15 protein-coding genes and 2 pseudogenes are annotated in these 25,824 nt (G+C 53.5%); 16 read left to right on the top strand and 1 reads right to left on the bottom strand.

Going from position 1 to position 25,824, the window contains the following annotated elements; genetic code table 11:
- Positions 1–37: 37 nt before the first annotated feature.
- The 12 genes from ACI77I_RS24615 (at position 38) to ACI77I_RS24560 (ending at position 21,388) form a co-directional block, all read left to right on the top strand.
- A complete protein-coding gene (locus tag ACI77I_RS24615; RefSeq protein WP_406998762.1) occupies positions 38–8,023 on the top strand; it encodes an Ig-like domain-containing protein in 7,986 nt (2,661 codons plus the stop codon).
- A 110-nt stretch (positions 8,024–8,133) separates the two neighbouring features.
- The gene (locus ACI77I_RS24610; RefSeq protein WP_406998756.1) at positions 8,134–9,516 is read left to right on the top strand and encodes a TolC family outer membrane protein; all 1,383 of its coding nucleotides are present in this window, start codon (positions 8,134–8,136) and stop codon (positions 9,514–9,516) included.
- A gap of 71 nt (positions 9,517–9,587) precedes the next feature.
- Complete coding sequence (locus ACI77I_RS24605; protein WP_406998754.1) at positions 9,588–11,753, top strand: type I secretion system permease/ATPase; 2,166 nt, start codon at positions 9,588–9,590, stop codon at positions 11,751–11,753.
- Between the two features lie 39 nt (positions 11,754–11,792).
- Positions 11,793–12,962: an HlyD family efflux transporter periplasmic adaptor subunit gene (locus ACI77I_RS24600; RefSeq protein ID WP_406998752.1), complete on the top strand. Its 1,170-nt coding sequence runs from the start codon at positions 11,793–11,795 to the stop codon at positions 12,960–12,962.
- A gap of 160 nt (positions 12,963–13,122) precedes the next feature.
- Positions 13,123–13,641, top strand: coding sequence for a fimbrial protein (locus tag ACI77I_RS24595; protein WP_406998750.1), 519 nt, complete (start codon positions 13,123–13,125; stop codon positions 13,639–13,641).
- Between the two features lie 73 nt (positions 13,642–13,714).
- Positions 13,715–14,446 carry a molecular chaperone gene (locus tag ACI77I_RS24590; RefSeq protein ID WP_406998748.1) on the top strand — a complete coding sequence of 244 codons (732 nt, stop codon included), beginning with the start codon at positions 13,715–13,717 and terminating at the stop codon, positions 14,444–14,446.
- Positions 14,447–14,469: 23 nt separating this feature from the next.
- Positions 14,470–17,100, top strand: a complete 2,631-nt coding sequence (locus tag ACI77I_RS24585) for a fimbria/pilus outer membrane usher protein (RefSeq protein WP_406998746.1) — start codon at positions 14,470–14,472, stop codon at positions 17,098–17,100.
- On the top strand, positions 17,097–18,416 hold the full coding sequence (locus ACI77I_RS24580; RefSeq protein ID WP_406998744.1) for a fimbrial protein: 1,320 nt from the start codon (positions 17,097–17,099) through the stop codon (positions 18,414–18,416). Before ACI77I_RS24585 ends, ACI77I_RS24580 begins: the two co-directional genes overlap by 4 nt.
- A complete protein-coding gene (locus tag ACI77I_RS24575) occupies positions 18,413–19,180 on the top strand; it encodes a molecular chaperone (RefSeq protein WP_406998742.1) in 768 nt (255 codons plus the stop codon). Before ACI77I_RS24580 ends, ACI77I_RS24575 begins: the two co-directional genes overlap by 4 nt.
- A gap of 468 nt (positions 19,181–19,648) precedes the next feature.
- On the top strand, positions 19,649–20,158 hold the full coding sequence (locus ACI77I_RS24570; RefSeq protein ID WP_406998740.1) for a hypothetical protein: 510 nt from the start codon (positions 19,649–19,651) through the stop codon (positions 20,156–20,158).
- On the top strand, positions 20,145–20,693 hold the full coding sequence (locus ACI77I_RS24565) for a fimbria/pilus outer membrane usher protein (protein WP_406998738.1): 549 nt from the start codon (positions 20,145–20,147) through the stop codon (positions 20,691–20,693). The genes ACI77I_RS24570 and ACI77I_RS24565 overlap by 14 nt, the downstream gene beginning before the upstream one ends.
- 26 nt (positions 20,694–20,719) lie before the next feature.
- The gene (locus tag ACI77I_RS24560; RefSeq protein WP_406998736.1) at positions 20,720–21,388 is read left to right on the top strand and encodes a hypothetical protein; all 669 of its coding nucleotides are present in this window, start codon (positions 20,720–20,722) and stop codon (positions 21,386–21,388) included.
- Between the two features lie 272 nt (positions 21,389–21,660).
- Here the strand turns inward: ACI77I_RS24560 and ACI77I_RS24555 are convergent.
- Positions 21,661–22,629 (bottom strand): annotated as a pseudogene (locus ACI77I_RS24555) (IS5 family transposase).
- Between the two features lie 181 nt (positions 22,630–22,810).
- Here ACI77I_RS24555 and ACI77I_RS24550 point away from each other — a divergent pair.
- The 4 genes and pseudogenes from ACI77I_RS24550 to ACI77I_RS24535 all read left to right on the top strand — a co-directional run bounded on the left by ACI77I_RS24550 (position 22,811) and on the right by ACI77I_RS24535 (position 25,810).
- Positions 22,811–22,948 carry a hypothetical protein gene (locus ACI77I_RS24550; protein ID WP_406998734.1) on the top strand — a complete coding sequence of 46 codons (138 nt, stop codon included), beginning with the start codon at positions 22,811–22,813 and terminating at the stop codon, positions 22,946–22,948.
- Positions 22,949–23,107: 159 nt separating this feature from the next.
- Positions 23,108–24,399: pseudogene (locus ACI77I_RS24545) on the top strand (OmpP1/FadL family transporter).
- A gap of 193 nt (positions 24,400–24,592) precedes the next feature.
- On the top strand, positions 24,593–24,991 hold the full coding sequence (locus tag ACI77I_RS24540) for a polysaccharide biosynthesis C-terminal domain-containing protein (protein WP_406998732.1): 399 nt from the start codon (positions 24,593–24,595) through the stop codon (positions 24,989–24,991).
- 282 nt (positions 24,992–25,273) lie between these two features.
- Positions 25,274–25,810, top strand: a complete 537-nt coding sequence (locus ACI77I_RS24535; protein ID WP_406998730.1) for a fimbrial protein — start codon at positions 25,274–25,276, stop codon at positions 25,808–25,810.
- Positions 25,811–25,824: the final 14 nt, after the last annotated feature.

Genomic DNA, 25,824 nt, shown 5'->3' with positions numbered 1-25,824 from the left:
GGTCGGTAACGAAAGTCCGCCCGCCAGCACCCCCTACATCGATAACACCGCGCCGACCAAGCCTGCTGATCCGCTGGTCACGACCAAACCGGACGGCATCATCAGCATTTCTGGAGGCGCCGACGCGGCCGAACCTGGCAGTGTGATTCACGTGATCTTTCCCGATGGGACGTCGGGCACTACCACGGTGCGCACTGACGGCAGCTACGGTCCGATCACCAGCAACACTCCACAACCCAACGGCGATGTGAGGGTCGTTGCCACGGACCTGGCCGGTAACGAAAGTCTGCCCGCCAGCACCCCCTACATCGATGACACGGCGCCGACCACGCCCGCTGCGCCGACGGTCTTGACCCAAACTGACGGCACCGTGAGTATTTCGGGTACCGCCGAGCCGGGTACTACGCTGACGGCGATGTTCCCAGACGGCACCATAGGCACGGTGCTCGTCGACGAGCACGGTAACTATGGGCCGCTCACCAGCGCGGCCCCGCAACCCACCGGCATGATCATTTTGTCAGTCACTGACGTGGCGGGCAATCATAGCGATTCAATCGATACGCCTTACATCGACAGTACTCCTCCGTCGCCAGATGAAACCCTGACGATTGAACGTGTCACCCCCGACAGCGCCACCAGCGTGGCAGGCTCTGACGCAGACTTTATTACCAACATCGACCAATTGGTATTTGACGGCAACCTCATAATGAAGCTGGCCTTCGGTGAGAGTGTGGAGGTTCGTTTCGATAACGACACCACTTGGCGGGCCGCCGTGATAACGGATACAACGTGGTCCTTTGATAACAGGGGAAACAACCCCCTAAGTGAAGGCGCGCATACCGTGCATGCGCGTATTGTCGATGCCGCGGGTAATGTAGGTTATAGCCTTAGCCGAGACCTGATGATTGATACCCAGGGACCGTCGGCGACTGAAATCCTTAGTATTGAACGAATCACCCCCGATACCACCAGCAGCGTAGATGGCTCTGAGAAGGACTTCATTACAAGTGAGCTAAAGCTGTCGTTCAGTGGTTCGCTGTTGGCACCCTTGCAAGGAAATAATGTTGTTCAGTTCAGTTTCGATGACGGTAGTAACTGGCATACCGCAACAACCTCCGGCACGTCGTGGACGTATAACGACGCTCCTGAATTCATGCCCAACTCAACCTTTTACGTGCAGGCTCGCATCATTGATGAGGCCGGCAATCCTGGGCAGTCTGTCAGACAGCAAATTGTCATTGATCGTCAGGCGCCGCTGAGTGGTGAGAGCATCACATTTGACTCGATCAGTGATGATACGGGTACCCTCGGAGATTTCGTCACAAGCAACAATGATCAAATATTTAGAGGCAGTCTCGGTGCGGCGTTAATGCCAGACGAGCATGTGGAAATAAATTTGGGCAGCGGTTGGGTCACGGCCACCCATTCCGACACAGAATGGAGTTACGATGCCCCTCCGTTGGTTTCCGATGGCGTGTATACCGTCCGTGTTCGCGTGGTCGATGCTGCTGGTAACGTCGGTCAGTTTGCCACTGGCTTAATGACCCTGGATACGTCCCTACCAACGGCAACGACAACGCCTGCCTTTACAGCGATTACCTTTGATTCAGGCTTGGATGGCCAAGATTATATAACGAATGACAATACGCTGGGTTTCAGTGGTACCTTAACTGCCCCGCTGCAGGCTAACGAAAAACTGCAATTCAGATTTGATGGCTCGTCTTGGTTTGACGTCGTCTCCGTCAATGAAACCGGCTGGACGTTCAGTTATTTGAATGTAGAGTTGGGCGATAAAGTTGGTTACGAGGCGCAAGTACGACTAATCACTATCGCAGGACGCGTCGGAGCGACAGTTACCCAACTGGTAACAGTTGACCATACTCTCCCAAGCGCCACTGCTGAAGTCACAAGCATCTCGATCGATACCGGCTCCAGTGCGACAGATTTTGTGACAAGCGAGAAAAGTCTCGTTTTCAGCATTACGTTAAACGGCGTACTTGAGAGTAATGAGTTCGTCCAAATATCTATGAACGGTAGTACTTGGAAAACCGCAACGCAGGTCGCTGGCAATATCTATCAGTATGAAGGTTCCGAGCTTGAGTTGCCGGCAAACCAGTCCATCACCATATTTGCCAGAGTAACGGACCAGGCGGGCAATTTCAGCACAATGAGTTCGCATGGGCTCACTATTGATACCTTGGCGCCGTCCGCTGATAACAGCATCTCAATCAGCGGTTACTCTGATGACGTCCCGCTGCTAATGGGTACCTTTACTGACGGTTCTTTAACTAATGATACGTCCCCGCTCTTAAAGGGATTAGTCAGCGGTTTACTGATCGGTGATGTCGTTCAAGTTTACGAAGGTGCGGCATTTTTGGGAGAGGCCGCTGTCTCTTTTGGTACTTGGAGTTATCAACTATCAGGCAAGACTGATGGTGACTACACCTATCATGTGGTGATCGTGGACTCAGCAGGGAATCTAGGAACTGCATCTGCAGATTTTCACTTAACTATCGACACCCAAGGCCCTAGCTTCAGTAAAACTGTTGAAATAACGACCCTTACCACTGATCTTGGTTTGACGACGGATTTTAATACGCATGACAACACACCGATAATTAGCGGGACTCTCAGCGCTCCATTAGTGAGTGGGGAGAGTGTGCTGATCCATTTGGGAAGTGGCGCGCGGGTTGACGCCGCAGTCGATGGTACAACATGGAGCTACGCTAGCGGTTTAATCTTCGACGGCTCTTATACAATAACAGTCGAAGTCGTCGATGCTGCCGGCAACGTGGGGCACACCAGTACCAAGGAACTACTGGTGGATACCTCTGCGCCAGATGCCAATAACCTGATCAGTATTAGCGGCATTTCGAGAGATACTGGCATTTCCGGTAGCGATTTCAAAACGAACCGTACTCCCGAGCAGTTCCTAGGCGACATCGTGCACACGTTGGACACGGGTGAGCGCGTGGAAATCAAACTGATCAATAATACTGATGGCGAAACCACGAGCTGGCTAACCGCAACCACCATAAATACGAGCTGGGTGTACCATAATGAGGTTGACCCCTTTATTTTGACTGATGGTGAATACACCATCATGGCAAGGGTTATCGATAGTGCGGGCAATGTCGGCCAAAGTATTTCTCACGACATGACCATCGACAGTTCAGCGCCGACGGGGAACACTATTGAAATTACGACGATCAGCCCGGACAACGGCTCGAGTGATACTGACTATAAAACCAATCAAGGTCGGTTGATTTTCAATGGGACTATAGAAACCGTCCTGCTGGATGGACAAACCGTCGAAATTCGCTTCAATGATAGGCAGGATCCCTCCTATGAGCCCCCTTGGGTTAAGGCTGACGTTAATTTAAAAACCTGGACCTATGACAATAGAGGTACTGAGTTACGCGAGGGGGTTCTGGAAGTAGAAGCCCGTATCGTAGATGAGTTTGGTAATGTTGAGCAGACCGCTAAGGAACCCATGCTGATAGATCTCAGTGTGCCCAGCGCGAGTGTGGCCATCACCGCGATCAACAATGACAGTCCCGGAGATTTTATTACCAGCGAACAGAGGGTGGTATTCCGCGGTACAGTCGGGGCTGCCCTGGGTTCCGATGAAGAGGTACAAATTCGTATAGACAATGGAATCTGGAAAAGGGCAAGTGTAGCTAGCACCGATTGGAGTTTTAATAATGCCGACGATTTGGCGAACGGCCTTCACACGGTAGATGTACGGATTGTTGATACCGCTGGCAACATCGGACTCTCCGACCAGAAAGTTGTGACAATTGATATAACCGCGCCCACTGCCACTGCAGCAATCAGCCGCATTTCAGACGATAGCGGTATCGCAGGTGACTTCACCACCAGTGATCAAAATTTAACGGTCAATGCGACCCTGATCGGCACCCTAAGCGCCGGTGAAAAAGTCCAAATATCGCTGGATAACGGCACAACCTGGCATGATACGACGCTGGACGGTGATGGTACCTATGCCTACGATAATACCGCCCTTGCCTTAGCCGAAGGACCTCATGCCTTTATCGCTCGTGTGGTAGACCTGGCCGGCAATGCAACTACAGGCGCTTCTCAGGCCGTGGTAATCGATATTACCGGGCCAATCTTAGGTTACAGCGTAGGGATTAACTCCTACACCGACAACGTCGCCTTGCTACAGGGCAACTTTTCAAATAACACGAGTACCAACGACAACACTCCCATGCTCAATGGGTCTGTGACCGGCTTGGTCTCTGGTGACACTTTGCAGGTGTATGAAGGCCTAATTCGGTTAGGCGAGGCGACCCTCAATGGTGGTAACTGGAGTTATCAGCTGGGCGGCATCGACGGGGCTCATAGCTATCGTGTCGTGGTCACTGATCGCGCTGGCAATCTGGGCCTGTCCTCGAGCCCCTTCACGTTAACTGTAGATAGCACGCCCCCCAGCGCCACTATCACGAGTATTGCGATCAGCCACGATTCAGGCGAGCTCATAGGCTTTACTACGAAATACAACACCCTGCTGACGTTGAGTGGCGGATTAAGCTCCCCATTATCCAGCGGTGAGGTGGTGATGATTAGCCTCGACAATGGAGTTACGTACGTACAGGCAGCTTCCACGTCGAACAGTTGGAGCTATTACAGTGGCACGGTTCCCATCCCAGATACATCCAGTTTTATAAAAGTTCGTGTGGTTGATCAGGCTGGTAACACAGGAACATCAGTTACCCAGCCTTTCATTATTGACACTGGCGTACCTTTGGCGCTCGCAAGTTTTACCTCCATTACGGATGATACGGGCACCAGCGGCACAGATCTTATAACCAGAGACCCCCGCTTAATATTCAGCGGCACATACGACAACACCCTGCTGGCCGGCGAAAATGTTCAAATCAGCATCAACAACGGCATATGGATGAACGCTTCCGTCAGTACTAATCCCAATACCTGGAGTGTTAATTACACCGCCGTTCCTTTGGGTGATGGGACTTATACCGTGCAGGCTCGGGTAATCGATGCGGCGGGTAACGTAACACTGGGCAACACTAATACCGTTTTCATCGATACCACAGCCCCTGTGATGACAGCAGTAGCGCTCACCGCGATCACCACCGATACTTCTCCTGGCTTAGTGGGGGGGGCGGGTAGCAACACTAACAGTGCTTTGGATACCAACCTGTACACCAGAGATCCATTATTGACAGTGTCGGGCACCTACGTTGGCACGTTGAACCCCGGCGAGTTGAAGATCAGTAGCGACGGGGGCCTTACCTGGATCAATGTATCCAGCTTCAATAATGCTACGCACACTTGGAGTTATACCGATCCTGTCGTGAGAACCGGTCTCACTACTTATCAACTTCGAGCTATCGACACTGCGGGCAATTTGGCCAGCGCTACAGCTTCGTTAGCAGTCACCGTCGATACCTCCGCGCCTTCGACTGCAGCACTGATGGCTCCGGTGGTGGCGGCAGCCTACGATACCGGAGTTCTTGGAGACAACATCACCACAACTGCAGCGATCGTCTTTGCGAGTGGCGCCAGCGTCACTGAGAGTGGCGTTCAAATAGCGCTGGTCAATGATATTAACAATAACGGTGTATACGAAGAAGGGCTTGATTATATTCTGTCCGCGGCTGTAGTCAGTGCCAATGGATCATGGTCGGTCACTACCGGTGCGCTGGCGGTAGGTGGCTATCATCTGGGTTATATGTTGGTAGATCAGGCTGGCAACCGCAGCAATCTAACCGCTACGACGCACTTGAGAGTGGTGAGTTCTGACTTAGCGAGCGTTGCTCTTAGCGGTAATTATAATGCTGGTTCTAACTCAATTAAGCTAGGTTATGATGGGCTCTGGCATACTGTTGTAACGAGTGGCGGCGCATATTATATATATGCGCAGCAAGCTCTATCCAGTGTTTCCTTTGTTTCGCAGACACAAACTTTTAATTCGTTTAATAGCTTTGCACATGCCGATTTTACCCGCGCTGGACATGCAGGCTTAGCCTCCATAGGTACTTCACCCGGGAACGCAATATTCATGTTAACGACGACGGATGATGTTACTTATACCCAAGTTACTTTGGGTGGTAACGCCCGCACCAATGGGGGCGTGGTCGCTTATGACAAAACCGGTGATGGGTACTTGGATTTTGCTTTTGGAGACTCGGCGAATACTTCTCTTAGTTTTGTTACTAACTCCAGTGGCGCGCTCGCCTGGATGAATGGCACCGCTACGACGGGTAGCGGCAGACCTAGTGGTGCTGGCCCAATCGCGACGATTAATAACTATGCAGAAGCATCTGCGGTTGACTTGGACAACAACGGCACGGTGGATATTGCTGAGCACACCAACGCCCTCGGACCATATACGCTCACGCTCTTCAAGAATAACCAACTTTCTACGAGTGATTTCGTGTTAGTGAGCGTGGCGGGTGTATTTAGTACGCCGGACTTTAAGGTTCCAATCGCTATGACGTGGGGAGATTTTAATAACGATGGTTTCATGGACCTTTATTTGAACGCAGGTTTAAATGCTGTCGCAAATAACGACGTGTCTTCCAGTCGAATTTACTGGAATAATCACAGTGGTGGTTTTGGAACCACTGCCGGCACGACCGGAGGGACAGCAACGTATTTCAGCGACGCCATATACGGCTCCGGATCTCTTGCCATCGACTGGAACCATGATGGCAAGATGGATGTCGTTGAAGTGCCTGCCAATGGGGTGAGCGGAACAATCGTCTGGTATCAGAATGAGGGGGACGGTGTGTTCCGCACAGGGTTGGCTATTTCAGGTTTAGTACGAAGTGACTTAATTGGAGTCACTTCTTGGGACTTGAACTGGGATGGTGCGCCAGACCTCATGGTAAATATTGTTGCCAACATACCTTCGAATACTCTTTTCAATAATATTTTGGTCGCTGATGGGGCCAGTCTGCATTTGCAAATTTTTGATAAAAATGGCTTGAATGTCTTTTACGCCAATACTGTCCAACTCTATGACCATCTCGGGGCATTGGTGTCCTCGCAAATCATCAACCCGCAAATGGGATTAACCAGCAATGACGCCTCCGCTTTGGTGTATTTCTACGGTCTGAGTGCTACCGAGACCTATACGGCGGTGTTGTTGAATAGTGTGGGCGGGGTTTCAACCGATACCAGCGGTCTTACGACCCTCAATGGCAATAACATCGAGCAGGTCAACGCCACTTGGACTGGGTTAACAGCGGGACTTGCGACCCACAACTACGTGTTGTCTGCCGAAGCAGGTGCTAACAACGCCAATGGTAACTTTATAGGTACCGGCTATAACGACACCTTCTTCGCTACGGCGGGGACCGATACCTATAACGGGGGGGCTGGTTGGGTGACCCATTATGGGACGCCAGCTTGGAGCATTACCGGGGGGGAGGATATTGTAGACTTTACCTTGGCGGGCAACACCTCTATCACCGTAAACCTGAATAGTACGCTTGCTCAAAATACCGGCTTTAACACTGTGACCTTGAGTAATATCGAAGGACTGGTGGGTGGTGCAGGTAACGACAACTTCATAGCTAACAGCACCGCGGGCGTCAACTCTCTGCTTGATGGACGGGGTGGTAACGATACCTACACCATCACTGGTGGTGGCCATACGCTGCTGACTTTCACCAATGTAAACAATAATGACGCCACTGGCGGCAATGGCAGCGACACGGCGATTGGCTTCGGCCTGGGCAATACCACCAGCGTCGCCGCCGCTGATGTCATTGATATGAGCGCTTTACTGCAGGGATACACCGGAACCGCGTACGTCTATCACGACACGACTACCAACAAGGATGTGCTGGATAAAGCGTCGGAAGGGCTGATGAACTACTTGAGTGTCACCAACGACGGGACCAATACGCAAATCACGGTTGACCGTGACGGTACCGGCTCGACGTTTGCCCCGACTCTGGTGCTAACCCTGAACAACGTGACGACAGATATGGAGACCTTACTGGTTAATCATCAATTGATTGTATGAATGAGAATAACGGGGAGTGCTGCCGTAACGCCGCCGCCCCGCTGATCCAAGGAGTAGGTTGGGCGACAAACTCAACTTTAAAGCGTTAACATTTATGCTGGGATCTTTATATGCGTAGTTATATTAGTGCGGCTGCTGCGCGCCCGCTTCTGTTAAAAATAAATTATAATGTTGCTTGCGAGAAGTGTGCGCTCTCTGGATTTTTGTTAGCGTTTATTCTATTCCAGTCTTCAGCTGTTTTGGCCGCCTATGAAAAAAGTGCGCAAGCGGTTGAGGTCACTCAGACGCAGCACTTGACCGTCGAAGAGGCTATTACTTTAGCATTCGTCCGCAGCCCTACTTTGGCTCAAGCGTTTGCGCAAATAAAAAAAGGCGAGGCGCGCAAAGATGAAGCAACAAGCGCATATTACCCGCAGTTGAGTCTGTCCAGTAATTATGGACTGCACCACGAATACGCCTATGGCCCGAAACTCAAACAACTGATTTATGACTTTGGAAAAACCTCTGGAGCGATCGACAATCAGACGTACTTGACAGAGTCCTACCGGGCCGGGCTGATGAAGACCATCACCGAGGTAACCGGAAACACCCTATTGGCCTACTCGAATGTCAAACGATATGAGGAAATTATCGCCGTCACACAACGTATGATTGCGTCTTTAGAGAATGTTAAGTCAACCGCGGAGCTGCGTTTGACAGCGGGTTTGAGTTCCTCTGCCGATGCGCTTCAAGCCTCTACCCGTATTGCTTCGTACCGCACCACACTCGAGCAATATCGTAGCCAATTGCAGAACGCCAGGGTTAGCTTGGCGCAGTTGACCGGCAAATACGCAGAGACGCTTTCTGAGCTCCCTCCTGCACTGGAACCGGATCTGTCGCACAATAACGGTCAGGTGGATTACAGTTCGGTACCGGCCGTCAGTTCAGCTGTTTCCCAAGTTAAAGCAGGGGAGGCGATTCTCAGCTCGACTAAAGCCCAGCATTTGCCCAGCATCAGTTTGGACGCGGGGTACCTTCGCCAATACAACCGTAACTTCACCAATGCCAACAATGGCTGGGACACTGAGGTCGGTGTTTCCGTGGACGTTCCCTTGTACAGCGGCGGAGCCATTTCAGCGCGTGTTTCCCAAGCGTATGAAGACCTCGAAACATCCAAGGCCAATGTCAATCAAGCGATGATAGATGCCGATCAACGTTCCGCTACCGCGTTGAGCAATTGGCGCGGGGCTGAGGCTCGCATGCAAAGCAGCCGTTATCAGACTGACATTGCTTTGAGAACTCGAGATATCTACCAAGAAGAATACAAGTTGGGGGAGCGCAGCCTCACCGATTTATTGAGTGTGGAACAAGACGTCTTTCAAGCGCTCAGTAACACTGCCTCTGCCAAGTTTGATCGTTATGACGCGGTCATCAACTTTGCCGTGATTCAGAACACGTTGTTATCGCTATTGGGTGTCGAAAGCCCTGCTGAACAGGCATTGCCCCATCTGTAACAGTACTAAGCGCAGACCTGAGTCGTTCGGGTCGAGTAACAAGAAGAACATAAGAAAAATTAAGGATTTATATGAGCGAAATCGACGGCAGTATTGACCTCAAGCAATGGATAGCTGCGTGGGTTCGTGTTTGTGCCTCTTACGGACATCCGGCGGACTCTCAGCATCTGGCCCACCAGATGACCTGGCACGAAACGGACACGCTGGAGCAGAAACTTTTGCGTTTGTCTTCGCTGGTGAATCTACAGGCCAAGATTAAAGATTTGAAGAAGGCCCATCTGACGCCCCAGATGGTCCCCTTTATAGTAACCCTCAATGACGGACATATCGCTGTTGTGGAGTCGATCAATAGCGACGGCGGCCTGACGTTCTGGCAGACGGACAGCAGCGACCTTTTGCATGAATTGTCGGCCGATGACTTCTGGTCCCATGCCAGCGGCATGGTGGTACTGCTAAGTCCTGCGCTACGAGGCCGAGACTCAAGGGTTGACGAGTTCGTTAAGCCTTACGAAAAGCATTGGCTGGTTCAGGCGTTTCGTGGAACCAGGCACAAGATCATTGAGGTTTCTCTCGCATCACTGGTGAGTAACGTCTTGGCTCTGGCCGGCATTTTGTTTTCGATGCAGGTGTATGACCGGGTGATCCCATCCGAATCGTACAACACCCTATGGGTGCTATTTTTAGGTGTGTTGATCGCCGCCTTTTTTGAGTTTCTGATCCGTATGGCCAGAACTCGTGCATCCGACCTGATGGGCAGGAATGCAGATCTTAAGATCTCCAGCTATCTGTTTGCTCGTGCAATGGCGATCCGAAACGAATCGCGGCCTAAATCTACCGGCTCTTTCATCTCACAGATTCGTGAGGTCGATCATGTTCGCGAAATGATCACCTCCAGTACGGTCGGCGCCGCTGCTGACATGCCGTTTGTGCTGATTTTTCTCGTTCTGATGGCCATGATCGGTGGTCCGCTGGTTTGGATTCCTTTGTTGGCCATTCCGTTGGTCATCATTCCCGGCCTGTTACTGCAATGGCCCTTGGCTCGGTTGTCGCGTGAAGGGATGCGCGAGAGTGCGCTCAAAAGCGCCGTACTGGTGGAAACCATTGAAGGCATTGAGGACATAAAGGCGCTGCAGGCAGAGCCTTACTTTCAGCGGGTATGGGAACAGAATCACGAGATCAGCGCGGACATCGGCATCAAACAACGATTCTGGGGGGGCATGCTGTCGGGCTGGGGCGGGCTTGTACAACAGCTTTCTTATTCGGCCATGTTGGTAATGGGGGTTTATTTCGTCCTCAAGGGGGAAATGACCACGGGTACGCTGGTAGCCTGCAGCCTGCTGTCCTCTCGCACCCTGGCGCCGCTCATGCAACTGACCATGGTCTTTTCCCGCTGGCAGCACGCCAAGGTCGCCATGAACGGGTTGGACGAATTGCTCAGAAAACCGGTCGATCTGCCCCCTGAAGAGTCGCGTGCGCATTGCCCCAATCTGCTGGGCGACTATCAGCTTCAGCATGTGCAATACGCCTACGATTACGGGCAAACCAAAAGCATCCTGAGCATCGATGTCTTGCGTATCGCCAAAGGCGAGCGCGTGGCCATCCTTGGCCGCGTCGGAGCGGGCAAATCCACCTTGCTCAAACTGCTTGCCGGCCAAGGTATGCCTACCCAGGGCAAGGTCACGCTTGATGGCGTGGACCTGAGCCTTATCGATCCGATGGACGTTCGTGCTCAGGTCGGCTATCTCGCGCAGGACTCACGGCTGTTCTTTGGCTCGCTGCGCCAGAACCTGCTCATGGGCCACCCCCATGCGACCGAACAGGAGATGCTCGAAGCGCTATCCGTCAGTGGCGCTCTGAATATGTTGCAGCAGGATGCATCGATCCTCGACCAAGTGATTCATGAAGGTGGCCGTGGGCTGTCCGGTGGACAGAAGCAAATGATTCTGCTCAGTCGCCTGCTCCTGCGCAACCCGAAGATCGTTCTGCTCGACGAGCCCACCTCGAACATGGACGAGGGCCTCGAGCAGCAGGTATTGAAACGCCTCGATGCCTGGGTCGGTGGTCGTACGCTGGTAGTCGTCACCCATCGTCCCGCTATTTTGAAGATCGTCAATCGGCTGGTCATCGTCGAGGGCGGCCGCATTATTGATGACGGTCCTCGGGACAAGGTGCTCAAGAAATATACGGCTCCGGTTGATGCGGCGGAGTTGGTTCCAGGTCAGATGGCAACCAAATAGTTCTATGCCCTCACATGGGGCTTATTGGCAGGTATCAATATGAGTAACGTTGTGACGAGTAAGTTGATGGCGGCGGAGAAGATTCCTTCCTCCTGGATTATCTGGCTTTCGCTGCTGGCGTTGGTGTCGTTTGGCGTGTGGGCTTATTTTGCCTTGCTCGATGAGGTCACTGTGGGTTCGGGCAAAGTGGTGCCCGCCTCGCAGGAGCAGATCATCGAGAGCTTGGACGGCGGGATTATCCTCCAGCTGCTGGTTAAAAAAGGTGATCTGGTTAAAAAGAACCAGGTACTCGCCAAGCTTGACCCGGCCTATTTTGAATCCACTGTGCGCGAGGCTAGCGTACGTGTCGATGCCCTGCAGGCCTCCATTGAGCGGCTGACGGCAGAAATCAAGAAGACACCTCTGATGTTCAGCAGTGATGTCCAAGCGGATCCGGAGCTTGTGCGCCAGGAAACCGAGCTTTACACGGTAAGGAAACTCGGGATCGAGGCCACGGTCGTCGATCTGAAAAAAACCATGGAATTGATCCGCTCTGAACTTGCCATGACCGATCCTTTGATCAGCAAAGGTGCGGCCAGTCAGGTCACTTCCATTCGATTGCGTCGCCAATTGTCCGAGCTGCAGAGCAAGGTGAATGAAGTCACCAGCAACTACTACGTTCAGGCGCATGAAGCGTTGGTGAAAGCCAAGGGCGAAATGGAGGCGCAGAAAGCCATCATGTCGGGGCGAGAAGGACAACTGGGACGTATGGTGCTCACTTCCCCGGTGGACGGGGTGATCAAGGAGATTCACGTGACCACGCTGGGTGAAGTTCTCAAGCCCGGCGAGAAGCTTATCGAGATCATTCCGCTGGGTGGCGAGCTGTTGATTGAAACCAAGATCAATCCTCGGGACATCGCCTACATTCGCCCGGGTTTGGCGGCAAATGTCAAACTGACCGCCTACGACTCCTCCATCTATGGCGATATCAAAGGCGTGGTCGATCTTGTCTCCCCCGACACCATTCGCGACGATGTTCATCAGGATCAGTATTTCTATCGCATTTACGTGCGCACCAGCAGCACTTCGATCAAAAACAAGGCGGGCGTTGAGTTTCCGGTGATGCCTGGCATGGTGGCGAGCGTGGAAATCAAGACTGGGGCGAAAACCGTTTCTGACTATCTACTCAAGCCTTTGAACAAGTTCAAAGAGTCATTGAGGGAGCGCTGAGTCATGACCTCATGCATTGAAGGAGGTGGTAGCCGAACCAGGTAAATTCAGAGAGAGCCTCAACTAGGCCAATAGATGTGTTTTTATTTTCGATAATGAGCCTAGGTTGATTTGACTTTAACCGGTTTAGGCCAGGTTCAATGGCAAGAGGAAATTGTATATGAAGCGTACTGCAGTTGTGGTTGCAATGACGGTCTTCCCTTTCTTGGCTTTTGCTGCCAGTCAAAACACGCTTACCTTCAAAGGAGAGGTGGCGGCCCAGACCTGTGCAGTAACTGTGAACGGGGGAGGTGCTACCGTCGTGTTGTTGCCTCTGGTATCCACAGCGTCGCTGCAAAAAACTGGCCTCACTGACGGTGAAACAAGCTTTACCGTCGAGCTCAGCGGGTGTGACGCACCCAAGGAAGAAACACCGATCGTTACCCAGTTCCTGGCCAATGACGTTTCAAAGGGTCATAACCTGAAGAATATGGGAACTGCCGAAGGAGTGGCCTTGCAATTGGTGGGACCGAATGGCAAGCCGATAGAGTTGAACGGAATCACACGTGTTGATGGATTAATGTTGGAGGGGGGTAAGAGCGAGGCCAGCGCTGAGTTCCACGTACGGTATATCAGTGAAGATAAAGTTAGTCCTGGTTCGGTGACAGCCTCCGTGCAGTACTCGATTACGTACCTATAGGAAATAATGCAATACTGCCGATCCCGCGGTTGGGGTCGGCAGCTTGAGGTTTCTGTTCTGGCTGGATGAATCTATGACCACTATTTTTCACCGGTTAAGTTTCTACTGCCTGCTTGTGCTGTCGATGCTATTTGCTTCGCCTGCGTTTTGCAGTGTGGTGCTGGTTGGTACGCGGGTTATTTACCCCGAGACGGACAAGGAGAAAAGCCTGCAGTTTAACAGCCAGGATGACTATCCGAATCTGGTTCAAATCTGGCTGGACAGGGGCAAACCGCAATCGGAGCCCGATACTGCCGATGCTCCCTTTGTTGTCACCCCTCAGATCTTTCGCATAAGTCCGCATGCCGGTCAGTTGGCGCGCCTGGTGTTTACCGGTGCTGATCTACCCAAGGATCGCGAATCGGTGTTCTATTTGAATTTCATGCAGATGCCGGCGATCAAGTCCAGCCAGGCTAATACCAACTTGCTGATGCTGGCGGTCACCAGCCGGATAAAGGTGTTTTATCGCCCCGAGGGGCTGTCGGGCAAGGCTGGTGAGCTGGGCAAAATGCTGAAGTTCAAACTGATCGGTAGTGGGGCCGACGCCAAGATTGAGGTAGAAAACGGCACCGGCTTTCACGCGGTGATTCGCGAGGCCAGCCTGCTGCTCGGTGAGCAGAAGACGCTGGTTGTATCCAGTGTCATGTTGGCGCCAAAAAGCACCGCATTGTGGCCGATTCGGGCCCCGGTAAAGTCGCCTTACCGGCTGCAGATTACCTTGGTCAATGATTTGGGCGGTGATGACGTCACTGTAGTCGGGCTGTAGTGAAGCACTAGGTTGGATGAGGTATGGGTAAGTATCGTAAGCCTCGCGCCTCGGGTAGCGGTCGCAGCAAGCTGGTGGTTGGATGGATGATAGCGTGGGCGGCAACCAGTCTTTTTTGCTTCGCTGTTCAGGCCGCTCCGGCACCACTATCGGCCGGTGAGAATTATCAATTTGATGAAAACTTGATGTTTGGTGTGGGCTCCGTGGCACGCTTCAATAAAGCCGATGCGATCGAGCCTGGTGAGTACACCGTTGAGCTCTACATCAATAACAGTTTCGTGCAACGCTTGGCTTTGCGTTTTTTCGCGGTCTCGGACAATGATGTTCAACCGTGTCTCTCAGCGGCACTATTGGAAAGTGCTGGCGTAAAACATGTGGCAATCAAGGCTCAGGCCACTGGCGAGTGCCTGAGCCTGCAGCAGGCAGTCGAAGGTGCCAGCCATTCTTTTGATATGGGAAAGCTGCGTCTGGACCTACGTGTACCGCAAAGCCTGATAAATCGTAGACCTCAAGGTTTTGTGCCCCTCGAGAGCTTGGACACCGGGGAGACCGTCGGTTTTGTGAGCTACAACGCTAACCATTACCACGTCAGCCGCACTGGCAGTGCCAGTGGCCGTACTGACTCCTCTTATGCGGTATTTAACAGTGGGGTGAACATGGGCATGTGGCGGTTACGCCAGCAGGGCAGTGTGCGTTACAACGCTGAAGGTTCGGACTGGAACAGCGCGCGGCTCTACCTGCAACGCCCCCTCCCTAGCCTGCAAAGTGAATTGACCCTGGGTGAGGGTTACACTTCGGGACGATTTTTTTCAGGCATCAGCTACCGTGGCCTGGAGCTCGGTTCCGACGAGCGCATGCTTCCGGAGTCCATTCGCGGTTATGCCCCGACGGTACGCGGCATTGCGCAATCCAACGCCAATGTACGGATCCGGCAAGGGGGCAATGAGATTTATCAGACCGTCGTACCGCCGGGCCCTTTTGAGATCAGTGATCTTTATGCCACACACTATGAAGGTGATCTTCAGGTAGCGGTGGAGGAGGCTGACGGGCGCATCAGCCAGTTCACTGTACCGTTCTCGGCGGTTACTGAATCCCTGCGTCCTGGCGCCTCGCGGTACAACTTTGCTCTGGTGCGTACCCGGGATATAGGCCGTGACACCCCCTTCACCGAACTGATCTTTCAGTACGGACTGAACAACGCCATTACCGTCAACAGTGGGGTGCGCCTGGCGCAGAACTATCAAGCATGGGTTATCGGCGGTGTTTACGCCAATTGGCTCGGTGCCTTTGGTCAGGACAATACCTATACCCGCGCCAAGGATGCCAAAGAGGGAAACCTTAGTGGCTGGATGTCACGCCTGTCGTACAGCCGTACCTTCGAGCCGACCAATACCCTGCTCACCGTGGCAGCTTACCGGTATTTTTCGGCCGGCTACCGGGATTTTGGAGACGTGTTGAAGGACAATGACTCCTCCTATTCAGGGTATGGCCGCTCCCTCGGCCGCTACCCGCCACACTCACGCTGGGACGTTTCGGTGAATCAGGATCTGGAGAGATTCGGTTCGATATATATATCAGCCTCGACGCAAGACTATCGTGGGGGGCATGCCCGGGATACGCAGTTGCAGTTGGGGTACAGCCGATTGTTCGGCCAGGCGGTCAGTTTCAACCTGTCGGTTGCCCGTCAGCGAACTGGGCCGTCACAGAGCGACTATGATGACGGCCGCGCCACCTTCGCACCAGACGCGCCGACCAACAGGGGTTTTGAGCAGGTTCGCGTGCCGGGCACTACCGAAACGCTGATGCTGCTGTCGGTGTCATTGCCGTTGGGCAGTCCAGCGAGAGTGCACGTGCCCATGCTTAATAGCTCCTATAGTCACAGTGCTAACTATGGCGACGTGTACCAAACTTCGCTCACGGGTGTAACCGGCGATGAACAAAGCCTAAGTTACGGATTTGCCGTCTCTCACGATGCTGTGCAGCGCCAGAATACCTTCAGTGGCAATCTGCAACAACGCTTGAGCAAAAGCGCGATCGGGATGAGCGCTTCCAAGGGGGTTGATTACTGGCAAGCGTCGGGCTCAGCTCGCGGCGCGTTGGTCGTGCACCCTGGAGGCCTCACCTTCGGTCCCTACCTGGGTGACACCTTTGCCCTGGTGGAAGCTAAGGGCGCGACCGGAGCTAGCATCTTGAACGGGCAGGGTGCGCGCATTGACGGTGCCGGTTTTGCGTTGGTGCCCTCCTTAACCCCTTATCGTTACAATACCATCGCTATTAATCCGGAGGGCATGGATACCGACACCGAGCTTGAAGAGGGCCAGCGCCGTGTGGCGCCGTTGGCGGGAGCGGCGGTGAAGGTCGAATTCAAAACCCGCTCCGGCGCAGCCTTGCTGCTCACTGCGCATCTGCCCGACGGGAAGATGATTCCCATAGGGGCCGAAGTCATCGACGCCAATAGCGCAGTGGTAGGCATGGTGGGGCAGGGCAGTCAGGCTTACCTGCGCATTGAAGCGTCCAGCGGGCAGCTTACGATCCGCTGGGGGGAAGAACCCGATGCCAGTTGTCTCGTGACCTATGATCTGGACGGGCTCGACCTCAAGCAGCCATTGCTGCGTCTGGAAAAGGCATGCCGTATGGCGGGGAGTGCACCATGATCGTTAAGGTACTTATTGGATGGCTATTTTTAGTAAGCCTGTTCTGGGCGAGTCAGGTTCGGGCCTCGTGTGAGCAGGTCTACAATGGTGTGCAAGCCTCAGGCGGCAGTTCGGCGCAGATCACCGTCGGTCGCATCAACCTGACCTCGACACACCTGCAACCGGTAGGCTCGTCCTTGGGCAGCGCTTTGGTCAGCGCTGCCAGCGCCCCCGGACTCAGTGCTGAAACCGTGCTGTGGCAATGTGACCTGAAGGACAAGAACCAGATTTTCGAACTCTTCGCGACCAATGGTGCGGATCGTGTTGGCGGCCACTGGGAGATCGGCGATGGCGCCGGCACCTCCGTGAATGACGGGTTGCCAGGCTATTTCGCCACCTACTTTGGTTACGTGGCCATCAAGCTGACCCACTTGAGCTCCGGCAAAACCTTTACTCGCTACTGGCAGGAAAGCCCAATTCGCCAGTTTGACGTGAGCGGGGAAAAGATCCAGATCAAGGCCAAGCACCTGAGCATGGTACAAGCCGAGCTCGCTCGTGTATCCACGTTGCCACCAGCCAGTGGCAGCAGCAGCGATCAGTGCGCCGGCATCGCCCGGGAACTTGGCAGCGGTGTCGCAGCCTACACCTGTATGGTGCCCAGCGCCTATGTCCAGTTCAAGGGGCCCGGAATCACCTCCGATCAGGCGGGATCCGATGCCAACACCAACCGCACATTTGTAGGAGCGCGCAATGGGGTAGCATTTGGCCTTCGTAGCGGCGCCTCAATCAGTTACAACGCAGCCTGCACGGTACGCAGCGTCACCCCGGTGGTAACCTTTGGGCGGGTCACTGCGCAGGAACTCAATACCGGTCAGACCAGAGAAAGCGACTTCTCCATCGAGCTTGAATGCGACGATTTGGCCCTCAATACGGCAACCGCGCAGAGTTTATTCGGCATTCAGGTAGCCCCCAGTGCCTATGAACAGGCGAAAAAACTGGGGTTGGTCACCAGTGACGGTGCGGTCACCTACCTGCTGTCCACAGGGTATGGCAGCGATTCCTCAATCGCCACTGGGGTGGGTATCCGTTTGCGTCATAACGCTACCGGCAGTGCGATGAACTTTGTCGGCGAGTCCGTAACCCCCGTCGGTCTTGCCGGCAGTCGCGGGGCAGGCGGCTGGTATCCTATTCGCGATGGCGATTTAATCAGTGGTACTGGTACCGGGGCGTCCATTTACGCACAGTCGATCACCGCCATTCTTTCGGCATTGCCGGGAATGAGGGCACGCTCTGGGAAAGTCGACGCTATGGCTATTGTGCGAGTGAGGGTGCAATGAGCTGCGATTTATGGAAGTGGACGTTATTTATTGTATTCGTTTGGTGCGGCAGCGAGACGGGCAGCCTTCAAGCGTATGCCGGGGTGATGGCCGAAAGCACTCGGGTGATTTATCTCGAAGGGCAAAAAGAACGTACGCTGATGCTGGCCAATACCAACGCCTATCCGGTGCTGGTTCAGGTATGGACCAACCATGGTGAAGATACGCTGGCACCGCAACAAGCCCTCACCCCTTTGATCGCCGTGCCGCCGGTGTTTCGGTTGGACCCCGGCGCTTTGCAAGGGCTGCGTCTGATTCTTAATAGCGATTATCTTTCCGTTGATCGCGAATCGGTGTTTTGGCTCAACATTTACGAAGTTCCCCCGACTTTCTCAAAAGCATCGGTACCCTCGCCACGCGTGGCAGTCGCGATGAACACCCAAATGAAAGTGTTTTATCGCCCCAAGGCCATGGCTGAGGTAGGTAATGACCTGATATCCACCCTGCGTTTTAAGCTACGGTCAGTCGGTGACCAGCGCTGCCTGGTCGTACAAAATTCCTCGCCCTACCACGCCTCCTTTTCTTCTTTGAAACTGGTTGAACAGAGCCATGAACTGTCGGTGATTGCGGCGAACGACATGATGACGGCGCCTTTGAGTGAACGGTGTTATGACCTGCCAAAGGATCGGCTATTCGAGGCCGCCAACTCCAACGTGCACTTCATCTTACTGAATGACAATGGGCATATGCAGGAAGGGAGAGCACAATTGGATAGTGCTCAATGAGCCTGGCGTTACCCTCCATGCCTAAGCGGTTCTATCGTTGACGCCAGCGCCTTGATCTGGGGAGTCACGCCGTTGCGCTCCTGCTGGAATTGGTTAACCAATCGACGCAGCGCGGACTCGACCACCCCAAGCGAGCCGCTATTTGCTCAGGGCTAAATACTCTGCTCCAGCCAGAGAGGGAGATGCGCCTGCAACCATGCCCTCGGCTTGCAAAACTTACGCGCACTGGCTCGATGAGCGTCACTTTTCTGCGTGGCAGCATCCGCATATAGGATTACACACCGCCATTGCGCCGACCCTCTCGACTGATCGGCGTAGGATGCACACCGAGCTGTATAGCAATGTTGGCTTGGCTCTATTTGCAAGCTAAACCCATCTCAATTTGGTAACGTTGGCCCTAAGTCAGTTGCTGGTAAGGCGTAGTCATATGCGCTTGAATCCTTCAGTGTGAGAGCCAGGATTCTACCGGTGGCTGGCTCTCTGCCTGATCCTCTGATTGGCGGATTTTCCGCCAGCTATTCAACCTCCACCAGCTTTGGCGGGCAAAGTTCGCAGCACCTGGCGGGCTCCTGGAACAAGAGCTTCGAATACTTCACGCTCAGTGCCAACTTTGTGCGCAGCATGAACCGCGGTTGGCGGGATTGCCGAAGTTCTGAGGCGTACAAGCCTAGCCAAAACGTAAGCGACAATGCTGTGTACCTGAGTGCCAGTATTCCTATGGGTAAAAGTCGCAGCCTGCGCACCTATGCCAACCAGCGTGACGGCCGTACACGCTTAGGCACCATCTTCAGCGACAGCGGACACGAATTCGGTAACTATCAGATGGCGGCCGATACTAATACTCAAGATCGACAGCGCGATTTCTCCGGTAACGTCAACCTGTTGCCGCGCTACACCAGCATGAACCTGGGTTACTTGAAAAGCGGTGACGACAGCATCAGCTACAGCGGTCAACTTGCGGGGGATGGCGCTACATGAGGACGGTCTCACGTTTTCGCCGTATCCACTTAGAGACACCTTCGCCGTGGCCCAAGTGGGGAATGTCGCCGGGGTCAAACTCAGCACCCCGAGCGGGCCGGTTTGGACCGACACTTGGGGTCGCGCAGTGATACGCCAGCTCAATGCCTACAGGCCTTCACAGATTGAGGTGGCCACCCAGACCTTGCCACGTAATGTTGACCTCAAGAACGGCGTCAAAGCGTTGAACGCCGGACGGGGCTCGGCCCACAAGATGGATTTTTCGGTGATTACCACCCGTAGGGTGTTGCTAAGGGCGCGTGATCCCGAAGGCAACATTTTGCCCAAGGGCGCAGGCATCTTCAGCGGCGACGAGCAGTTTCTGACCACGGTCGTGGACAACGGAAAGATCTTTCTTAGTAACGAGCAATTGAGTGACCGCCTGCTGGCGCGCCTCGAAAGCGGCAAGCATTGCCGACTGGACTACACGCTACCGGACAAGGCCGATCCCAATGTGTACTTCGAATCGGCTGATGCCAACTGCACAACTCTTTAAAATGCCCTGACGGGACCGGAATACCAATGAACACGTTAAAACGTTATCGAACTGCGTTCCAGTTTTGGCTGCTATTGTCAGGGGCTGTTGCGCTGAGCAGTCAACCTGTCCGTGCAGAGGAATCGTGTGGCATTCATCTCGGGCAAGCAGATGTGGATTATGGCCAGATCTACCATCCGGGAAATGCAACCAGCTTGGACAGTAGCAATCTATACGCGGTCGGCACACGTTATGTTTCGCGGAATGCCAGTTGCCCCGCCAGTTCGAGGCTGATGCTGATCTTGCGAGGCGAAAGCGTGGCTGAGCATTTTCGTTTTGCTTCTCGCAGCCAGATACAGATACGCCTGAGCAACGCTTCGCTAGATAGCCGTACGGTGGATTTGGCATTGATCCGGGCAATCGGTGAACTGCCCGGGCTCGCCGCGTCCACCGTCGATGTTGCACCGGGTGATCTGATAGTGCCGGTCAGCGGTGGTCTGGCGGCCGAGGGTAGTTTGCTGTCGTTGCAAATCGAGGTGAGCCTTGGGGTGAGCATGGATGAGCTTAAAATCCGCGACAGGAAGTTCCTGGAGGGGAATATGGGTTTGAAATACGCGAGTATTGATACAAAGACACTGTGTCCCTTACCGAATGAAAAGAGGCTTCCCCGTCCAAGTTCGCCGCGAAAGTCGCGAGGCTGCATTAAGATGCGATGATGCAGTTCAGAGCTGCAACAATTACTGGAGGGGTAGCCATTTCGGTTATCTCGATGGGAATCCATTTGGCCAGTACGGTGTTCGCCGTTCACGGCGTCAATGAGGCTGGCAACGCCATATTGCTAAGGATGGTCTGAAGTAGACCGCTATTTTTCGGCTACTGAGCCCATCGGCGCTTTCAAAAAACGACAGCCGTTCAAAATCGGCCAAATCTGCCTCATACTCCATGCTTTTTGGCTGCTGCAAGCGTCTCGCAGCAGCATTTTGCCCCATTAAGGGCGTACCTCTCCTACGTTCGAGAGCAAATGTCGACGCGCCATCCACAGGTTCGACAGGGCGAACAGCGTCATCCTCTGAGCGGTGTTTTTCACCAATCCTTGGAAACGCACCTTCGTATAACCAAACTGGCTCTTGATCGCCCGAAATGGATGCTCGACCTTGGCGCGAACCTAGGCCTTGGCTCTCTCGATCTTGCGTATCGCTTTGTACAATGCGCTGCGTTTGACGTGTTTTTTATAGGTGCTGCGCCGGGCCGCAACCTGCCAGATGATTTGGCGTCCCGCATGCTCTTTGCGCTTCTCGACACCGCTATAGCCTGCATCGGCGCAAACCACGTTCTCAGCACCATGCAGCAGTTTGTCGACCTGGGTTACGTCCGCGACGTTAGCCGCCGTAACCACCACGCTCTGCACCAGCCCTGACTCATCGTCGACACCAATGTGCGCCTTGGCACCGAAGTAATACTGGTTGCCTTTCTTCGTCTGGTGCATTTCCGGGTCGCGCTTGCCGTCCTTGTTCTTGGTCGAGCTGGGCGCATGAATCAGCGTGGCATCGACGATGGTGCCTTGTCGCAGTGATAAGCCACGGTCGCCCAGATAGCCATTGATCACGCCGAGAATACCAGCGGCCAACTCGTGCTTTTCCAGCAGACGACGGAAGTTGAGGGTGGTAGTTTCATCTGGGATCCGCTCCAGGCTCAGACCGGAAAACTGGCGCAAGATCGTCGTCTCGTACAGCGCTTCTTCCATCGCCGGATCACTGTAACCGAGCCAGTTCTGCATCAAATGAACCCGCAGCATCGCTATCAACGGATAGGCCGGACGACCGCCTTCGCCCTTCGGGTAATGAGGTACGATCAGGGCAATCAAACCCTTCCAGGGCACGACCCGATCCATCAGCTCCTTGCGAGTCTGCTTGCGCTTACCGGCGTACTCGGCGTCGGCGAAGGTCATCTGCTTCATCATCGAAAGCTCGGCGATTGGTGTCCGGAGATTTTGCCAAATCAGAAAGTCTTTTTCAGGATTTCCTTAAGACTCCAAGTCGGATAAACAAACATGAACGTGGTTTTAAACAGCGTTTTAAACGCGGACCTTGAAAGGAATGGCATTCAAAGTGGTTTAATTCTACCTGGTCATCATTACCATGCTGATCAACTTTACCCTGTTTCCGTTCTTCACCATCCTGCTCCCACTGTACGTCAAAGACGTGATCCAGTACCCGGTCACTTATTTCGAAGTTCTGGATTCGTGCTTCGGGTTGGGCATTCTGGCGGGCAGCTAAAAGATCATCGGCTGGCTAGGCGCGCCCAGCTCCTGTAGCTGACTTCCCTGTTTTTACATCGAAATTCAGTTTTCACATCAATACATACGGCTAAAGCTCAAGTTGTTGTTAGGTTCTCGTGTGGCGAATGACCGTGAAATTTCCCAGATAGGGAAAGCTATGCACACTAAAAAAATAGTGCGGAAAAAGTCACTCGGTCTGGTTGTTGCCATGGGCTCTGCTCAATTGTTTGCAAGCGGTTTTGCCCTCAACGAACAAAGTATCAGCGGGATGGGCGTCGGCTTCGCGAGGCGCTCTTCTTCTGCCGAGGATGCCAGTACAGTGTTTGGTAACCCGGCCGGTATGGCTCGCCTAGACGGTCAGCAAATCACGGGGGGTATTGCTCTTCTTGATGCGTCCACCGACATCAGCCAGGCCAGTGGCAGTTCCAGCGGGACGAACAAGGGCGATATGGTGCCTTTGACAGCTGTTCCGTTTGGTTTTTATACCAACAAAATCGACGACCAATGGGCTGTCGGTTTGGGCGTCTATGCGCCGTTTGGTCTGGTGGCGGATTATGAAAAAGGTTTCCAGGGAAAAGCGTCCGGCAGCAAGAGCCCCGTGAAGGTCATCACTGTGCAGCCGACAATCAGCTATGCCTTTAACGAACGGGTGTCCATCGGTTTTGGCCCGACCATTAACCGGGTGACCGGCATTCTGGAGTCGGACATCAATCTGCCAATCTCCGGTACCGGCTCCAATCACATCAAGATTGAGGGTAATGATACCGCGTTTGGTTTCAACGCTGGTCTCCTGGTCCAAGCGACTGACACGACACGTGTGGGCCTGACCTATCACTCAAAAGTGAACTACAAGCTGGAAGGCCACACCGAGGTCACCAAAGGCGCAAGCGTTCCTGCCACCTACCTCAACAATGGTCGCTACGACGCTTCGCTCAAGATCCAGACACCGGAGTCCTGGGATCTGTCGATGACTCAGACTTGAGTGATGCGTGGAAACTCTATGCGGGGGCGACCTGGACGCGTTGGAGCCGTTTGAAAGACATCACCGTCAACAACGCTGGGGTTACAGCGCTGAGTGGCGGCGCGTTTGCTCCACAACTCTTCGGCACCATAAAGGAAGAGCAAAACTGGCATGACACCTGGGCCTACGCGGTGGGGACCTCATACCAAGTCAACAAACAGTGGGTGCTGCGCACAGGTTTGACTTTAGACCAATCGCCTACCAATAACGTTGATCGTTCACCCCGCATTCCCACCGGTGATCGAACCATTGTCAGTCTCGGTGCCGGCTACGACGTGATGCCGAACATGACCATCGATGTGGCCTACGCCTACCTCAAAGAAGAATCGGTCAAGGTTAACCGTAGCAATGCCTTGGGCCAGTCCTATAACGCCAAGTTTGCCAACAGCGCCGATGGTTTTGGCTTGGGCGTCACTTACCGCATCTGATGAACGACCGGGTAAAGAGCTCGTTCTTCTAAATCGAGGGGGCTGTTAATGCCGTCGGTTTAAGCGAGAGTCCAGCGCCGGTGTGCGCGTTCGGTCGGCGGATGACCGATTGGGGGCTGCAAACCTTCGTTATCGGCGCGCGGGCTGACGGTCAATGGATTGGAAAATGCCGTACTAAGTGAGGACAAGAACAATGCAACCTGATTTCTGGAATGACAAGCGCCCGGCCGGCGTGCCTCTGGACATCGATGTCGCGGAATACAAGTCGGTCGCTGAGGTGTTCGAGCGTTCCTGCAAGAAATTTGCTGACCGCCCGGCGCTCAGCAACATGGGCGTCACGCTGACCTACGCCGAACTGGAACGCTACAGCGCCGCCGCCGCGTATTATCAAGCGGTCAGCGACAGCAGAAGGACGACCATGATTACATTGGCGAATATGTGCATTCAAATTCCGTTTTTGCTGATACTAGCGCCCTGGCTCGGAGTTACCGGAATATTACTGGCATTGCCGCTGTCGACCATTGTGCTGGCGACGGGCGTGGTCACGCTATTACGTCGGCAGTTCTCACGGCGCATTTGTGTAAATAAATAACAATTCGATAACCACCTACGTCGCCCCTTGAACGCTGAGACTTTGTAGCGTCTGCGCTTTCTGTGCTCGATAAAGCGCATTAAAAGCGCCGAGAAAAGAAGTGTCTTGTGTGAAAAGCTGTGAAAGAGCTTGTATTGATTTCATTATGTTTTGTTTGGCTGTCATATTTTATGTTGTCGGAGATCATACTGCATTGGTGTCCGCGCTCATATCAAGGGGGAGGCTTACACCCTTAATGACAATCAGTAATGGATGGAAATCAGTAATGGATGGAAATCAGTAATGAATAAAGGAATCTCGGCATTCTGTGGTGTGGTTTTAGCTATGTCTTGTGGCATGGTCAGCGCTGCCCCCACGAGCGTACCAGGAGGCACAATCAAATTCACCGGTTCCGTGGTCAACGCGGCCTGTGCAGTGAGTGCAGCATCTTCGCAATTAACAGTAAATATGGGGCAGGTACGACTCGCGTCCTTTACGGCGGAGGGGGTTGAGGCATCCAGAACACCCTTCACCATTGAGCTACTAGACTGCGATACTGATGCTTCGCAATATGCGACCATAAAATTTCAAGCAACTGCCAGCGCTAACTCTCAAGCTTTTGAAGCGGGTATAGGGAGCGGCAGGGCCAAGCACATTGGTCTGCAGATCAGGGACCAGAATGGCCTTGTTATTACTCCAAATACCGGGGTAAGTACGCAGACCCAGTTAATTCCGGGTCGTAACATTTTACCATTTCAAGTGAGCTATATTTCTGTGGGGGCTCCTGTTGAACCAGGCGATGCAAGCGCCAATATTGATTTCGTGGTGAACTATCAGTAACGAAGGCAAAAAGT

The organism is Pseudomonas sp. D47 (assembly GCF_045447305.1).
In the GTDB taxonomy this organism is placed as follows: Bacteria; Pseudomonadota; Gammaproteobacteria; order Pseudomonadales; family Pseudomonadaceae; genus Aquipseudomonas.
This window is presented reverse-complemented; position numbering and strand designations above follow the sequence as displayed.

Excerpts from the sequence above, each read along its gene's own strand:
- ACI77I_RS24580 (WP_406998744.1), top strand. The coding sequence starts at position 17,097 with ATGATCGTTAAGGTACTTATTGGATGGCTATTTTTAGTAAGCCTGTTC.
- ACI77I_RS24585 (WP_406998746.1), top strand. The coding sequence starts at position 14,470 with ATGGGTAAGTATCGTAAGCCTCGCGCCTCGGGTAGCGGTCGCAGCAAG.
- ACI77I_RS24560 (WP_406998736.1), top strand. The coding sequence starts at position 20,720 with ATGAACACGTTAAAACGTTATCGAACTGCGTTCCAGTTTTGGCTGCTA.
- ACI77I_RS24550 (WP_406998734.1), top strand. The coding sequence starts at position 22,811 with ATGCTGATCAACTTTACCCTGTTTCCGTTCTTCACCATCCTGCTCCCA.
- ACI77I_RS24590 (WP_406998748.1), top strand. The coding sequence starts at position 13,715 with ATGACCACTATTTTTCACCGGTTAAGTTTCTACTGCCTGCTTGTGCTG.
- ACI77I_RS24600 (WP_406998752.1), top strand. The coding sequence starts at position 11,793 with ATGAGTAACGTTGTGACGAGTAAGTTGATGGCGGCGGAGAAGATTCCT.
- ACI77I_RS24610 (WP_406998756.1), top strand. The coding sequence starts at position 8,134 with ATGCGTAGTTATATTAGTGCGGCTGCTGCGCGCCCGCTTCTGTTAAAA.
- ACI77I_RS24595 (WP_406998750.1), top strand. The coding sequence starts at position 13,123 with ATGAAGCGTACTGCAGTTGTGGTTGCAATGACGGTCTTCCCTTTCTTG.
- ACI77I_RS24575 (WP_406998742.1), top strand. The coding sequence starts at position 18,413 with ATGAGCTGCGATTTATGGAAGTGGACGTTATTTATTGTATTCGTTTGG.
- ACI77I_RS24535 (WP_406998730.1), top strand. The coding sequence starts at position 25,274 with ATGAATAAAGGAATCTCGGCATTCTGTGGTGTGGTTTTAGCTATGTCT.
- ACI77I_RS24565 (WP_406998738.1), top strand. The coding sequence starts at position 20,145 with ATGGCGCTACATGAGGACGGTCTCACGTTTTCGCCGTATCCACTTAGA.
- ACI77I_RS24605 (WP_406998754.1), top strand. The coding sequence starts at position 9,588 with ATGAGCGAAATCGACGGCAGTATTGACCTCAAGCAATGGATAGCTGCG.
- ACI77I_RS24540 (WP_406998732.1), top strand. The coding sequence starts at position 24,593 with ATGCAACCTGATTTCTGGAATGACAAGCGCCCGGCCGGCGTGCCTCTG.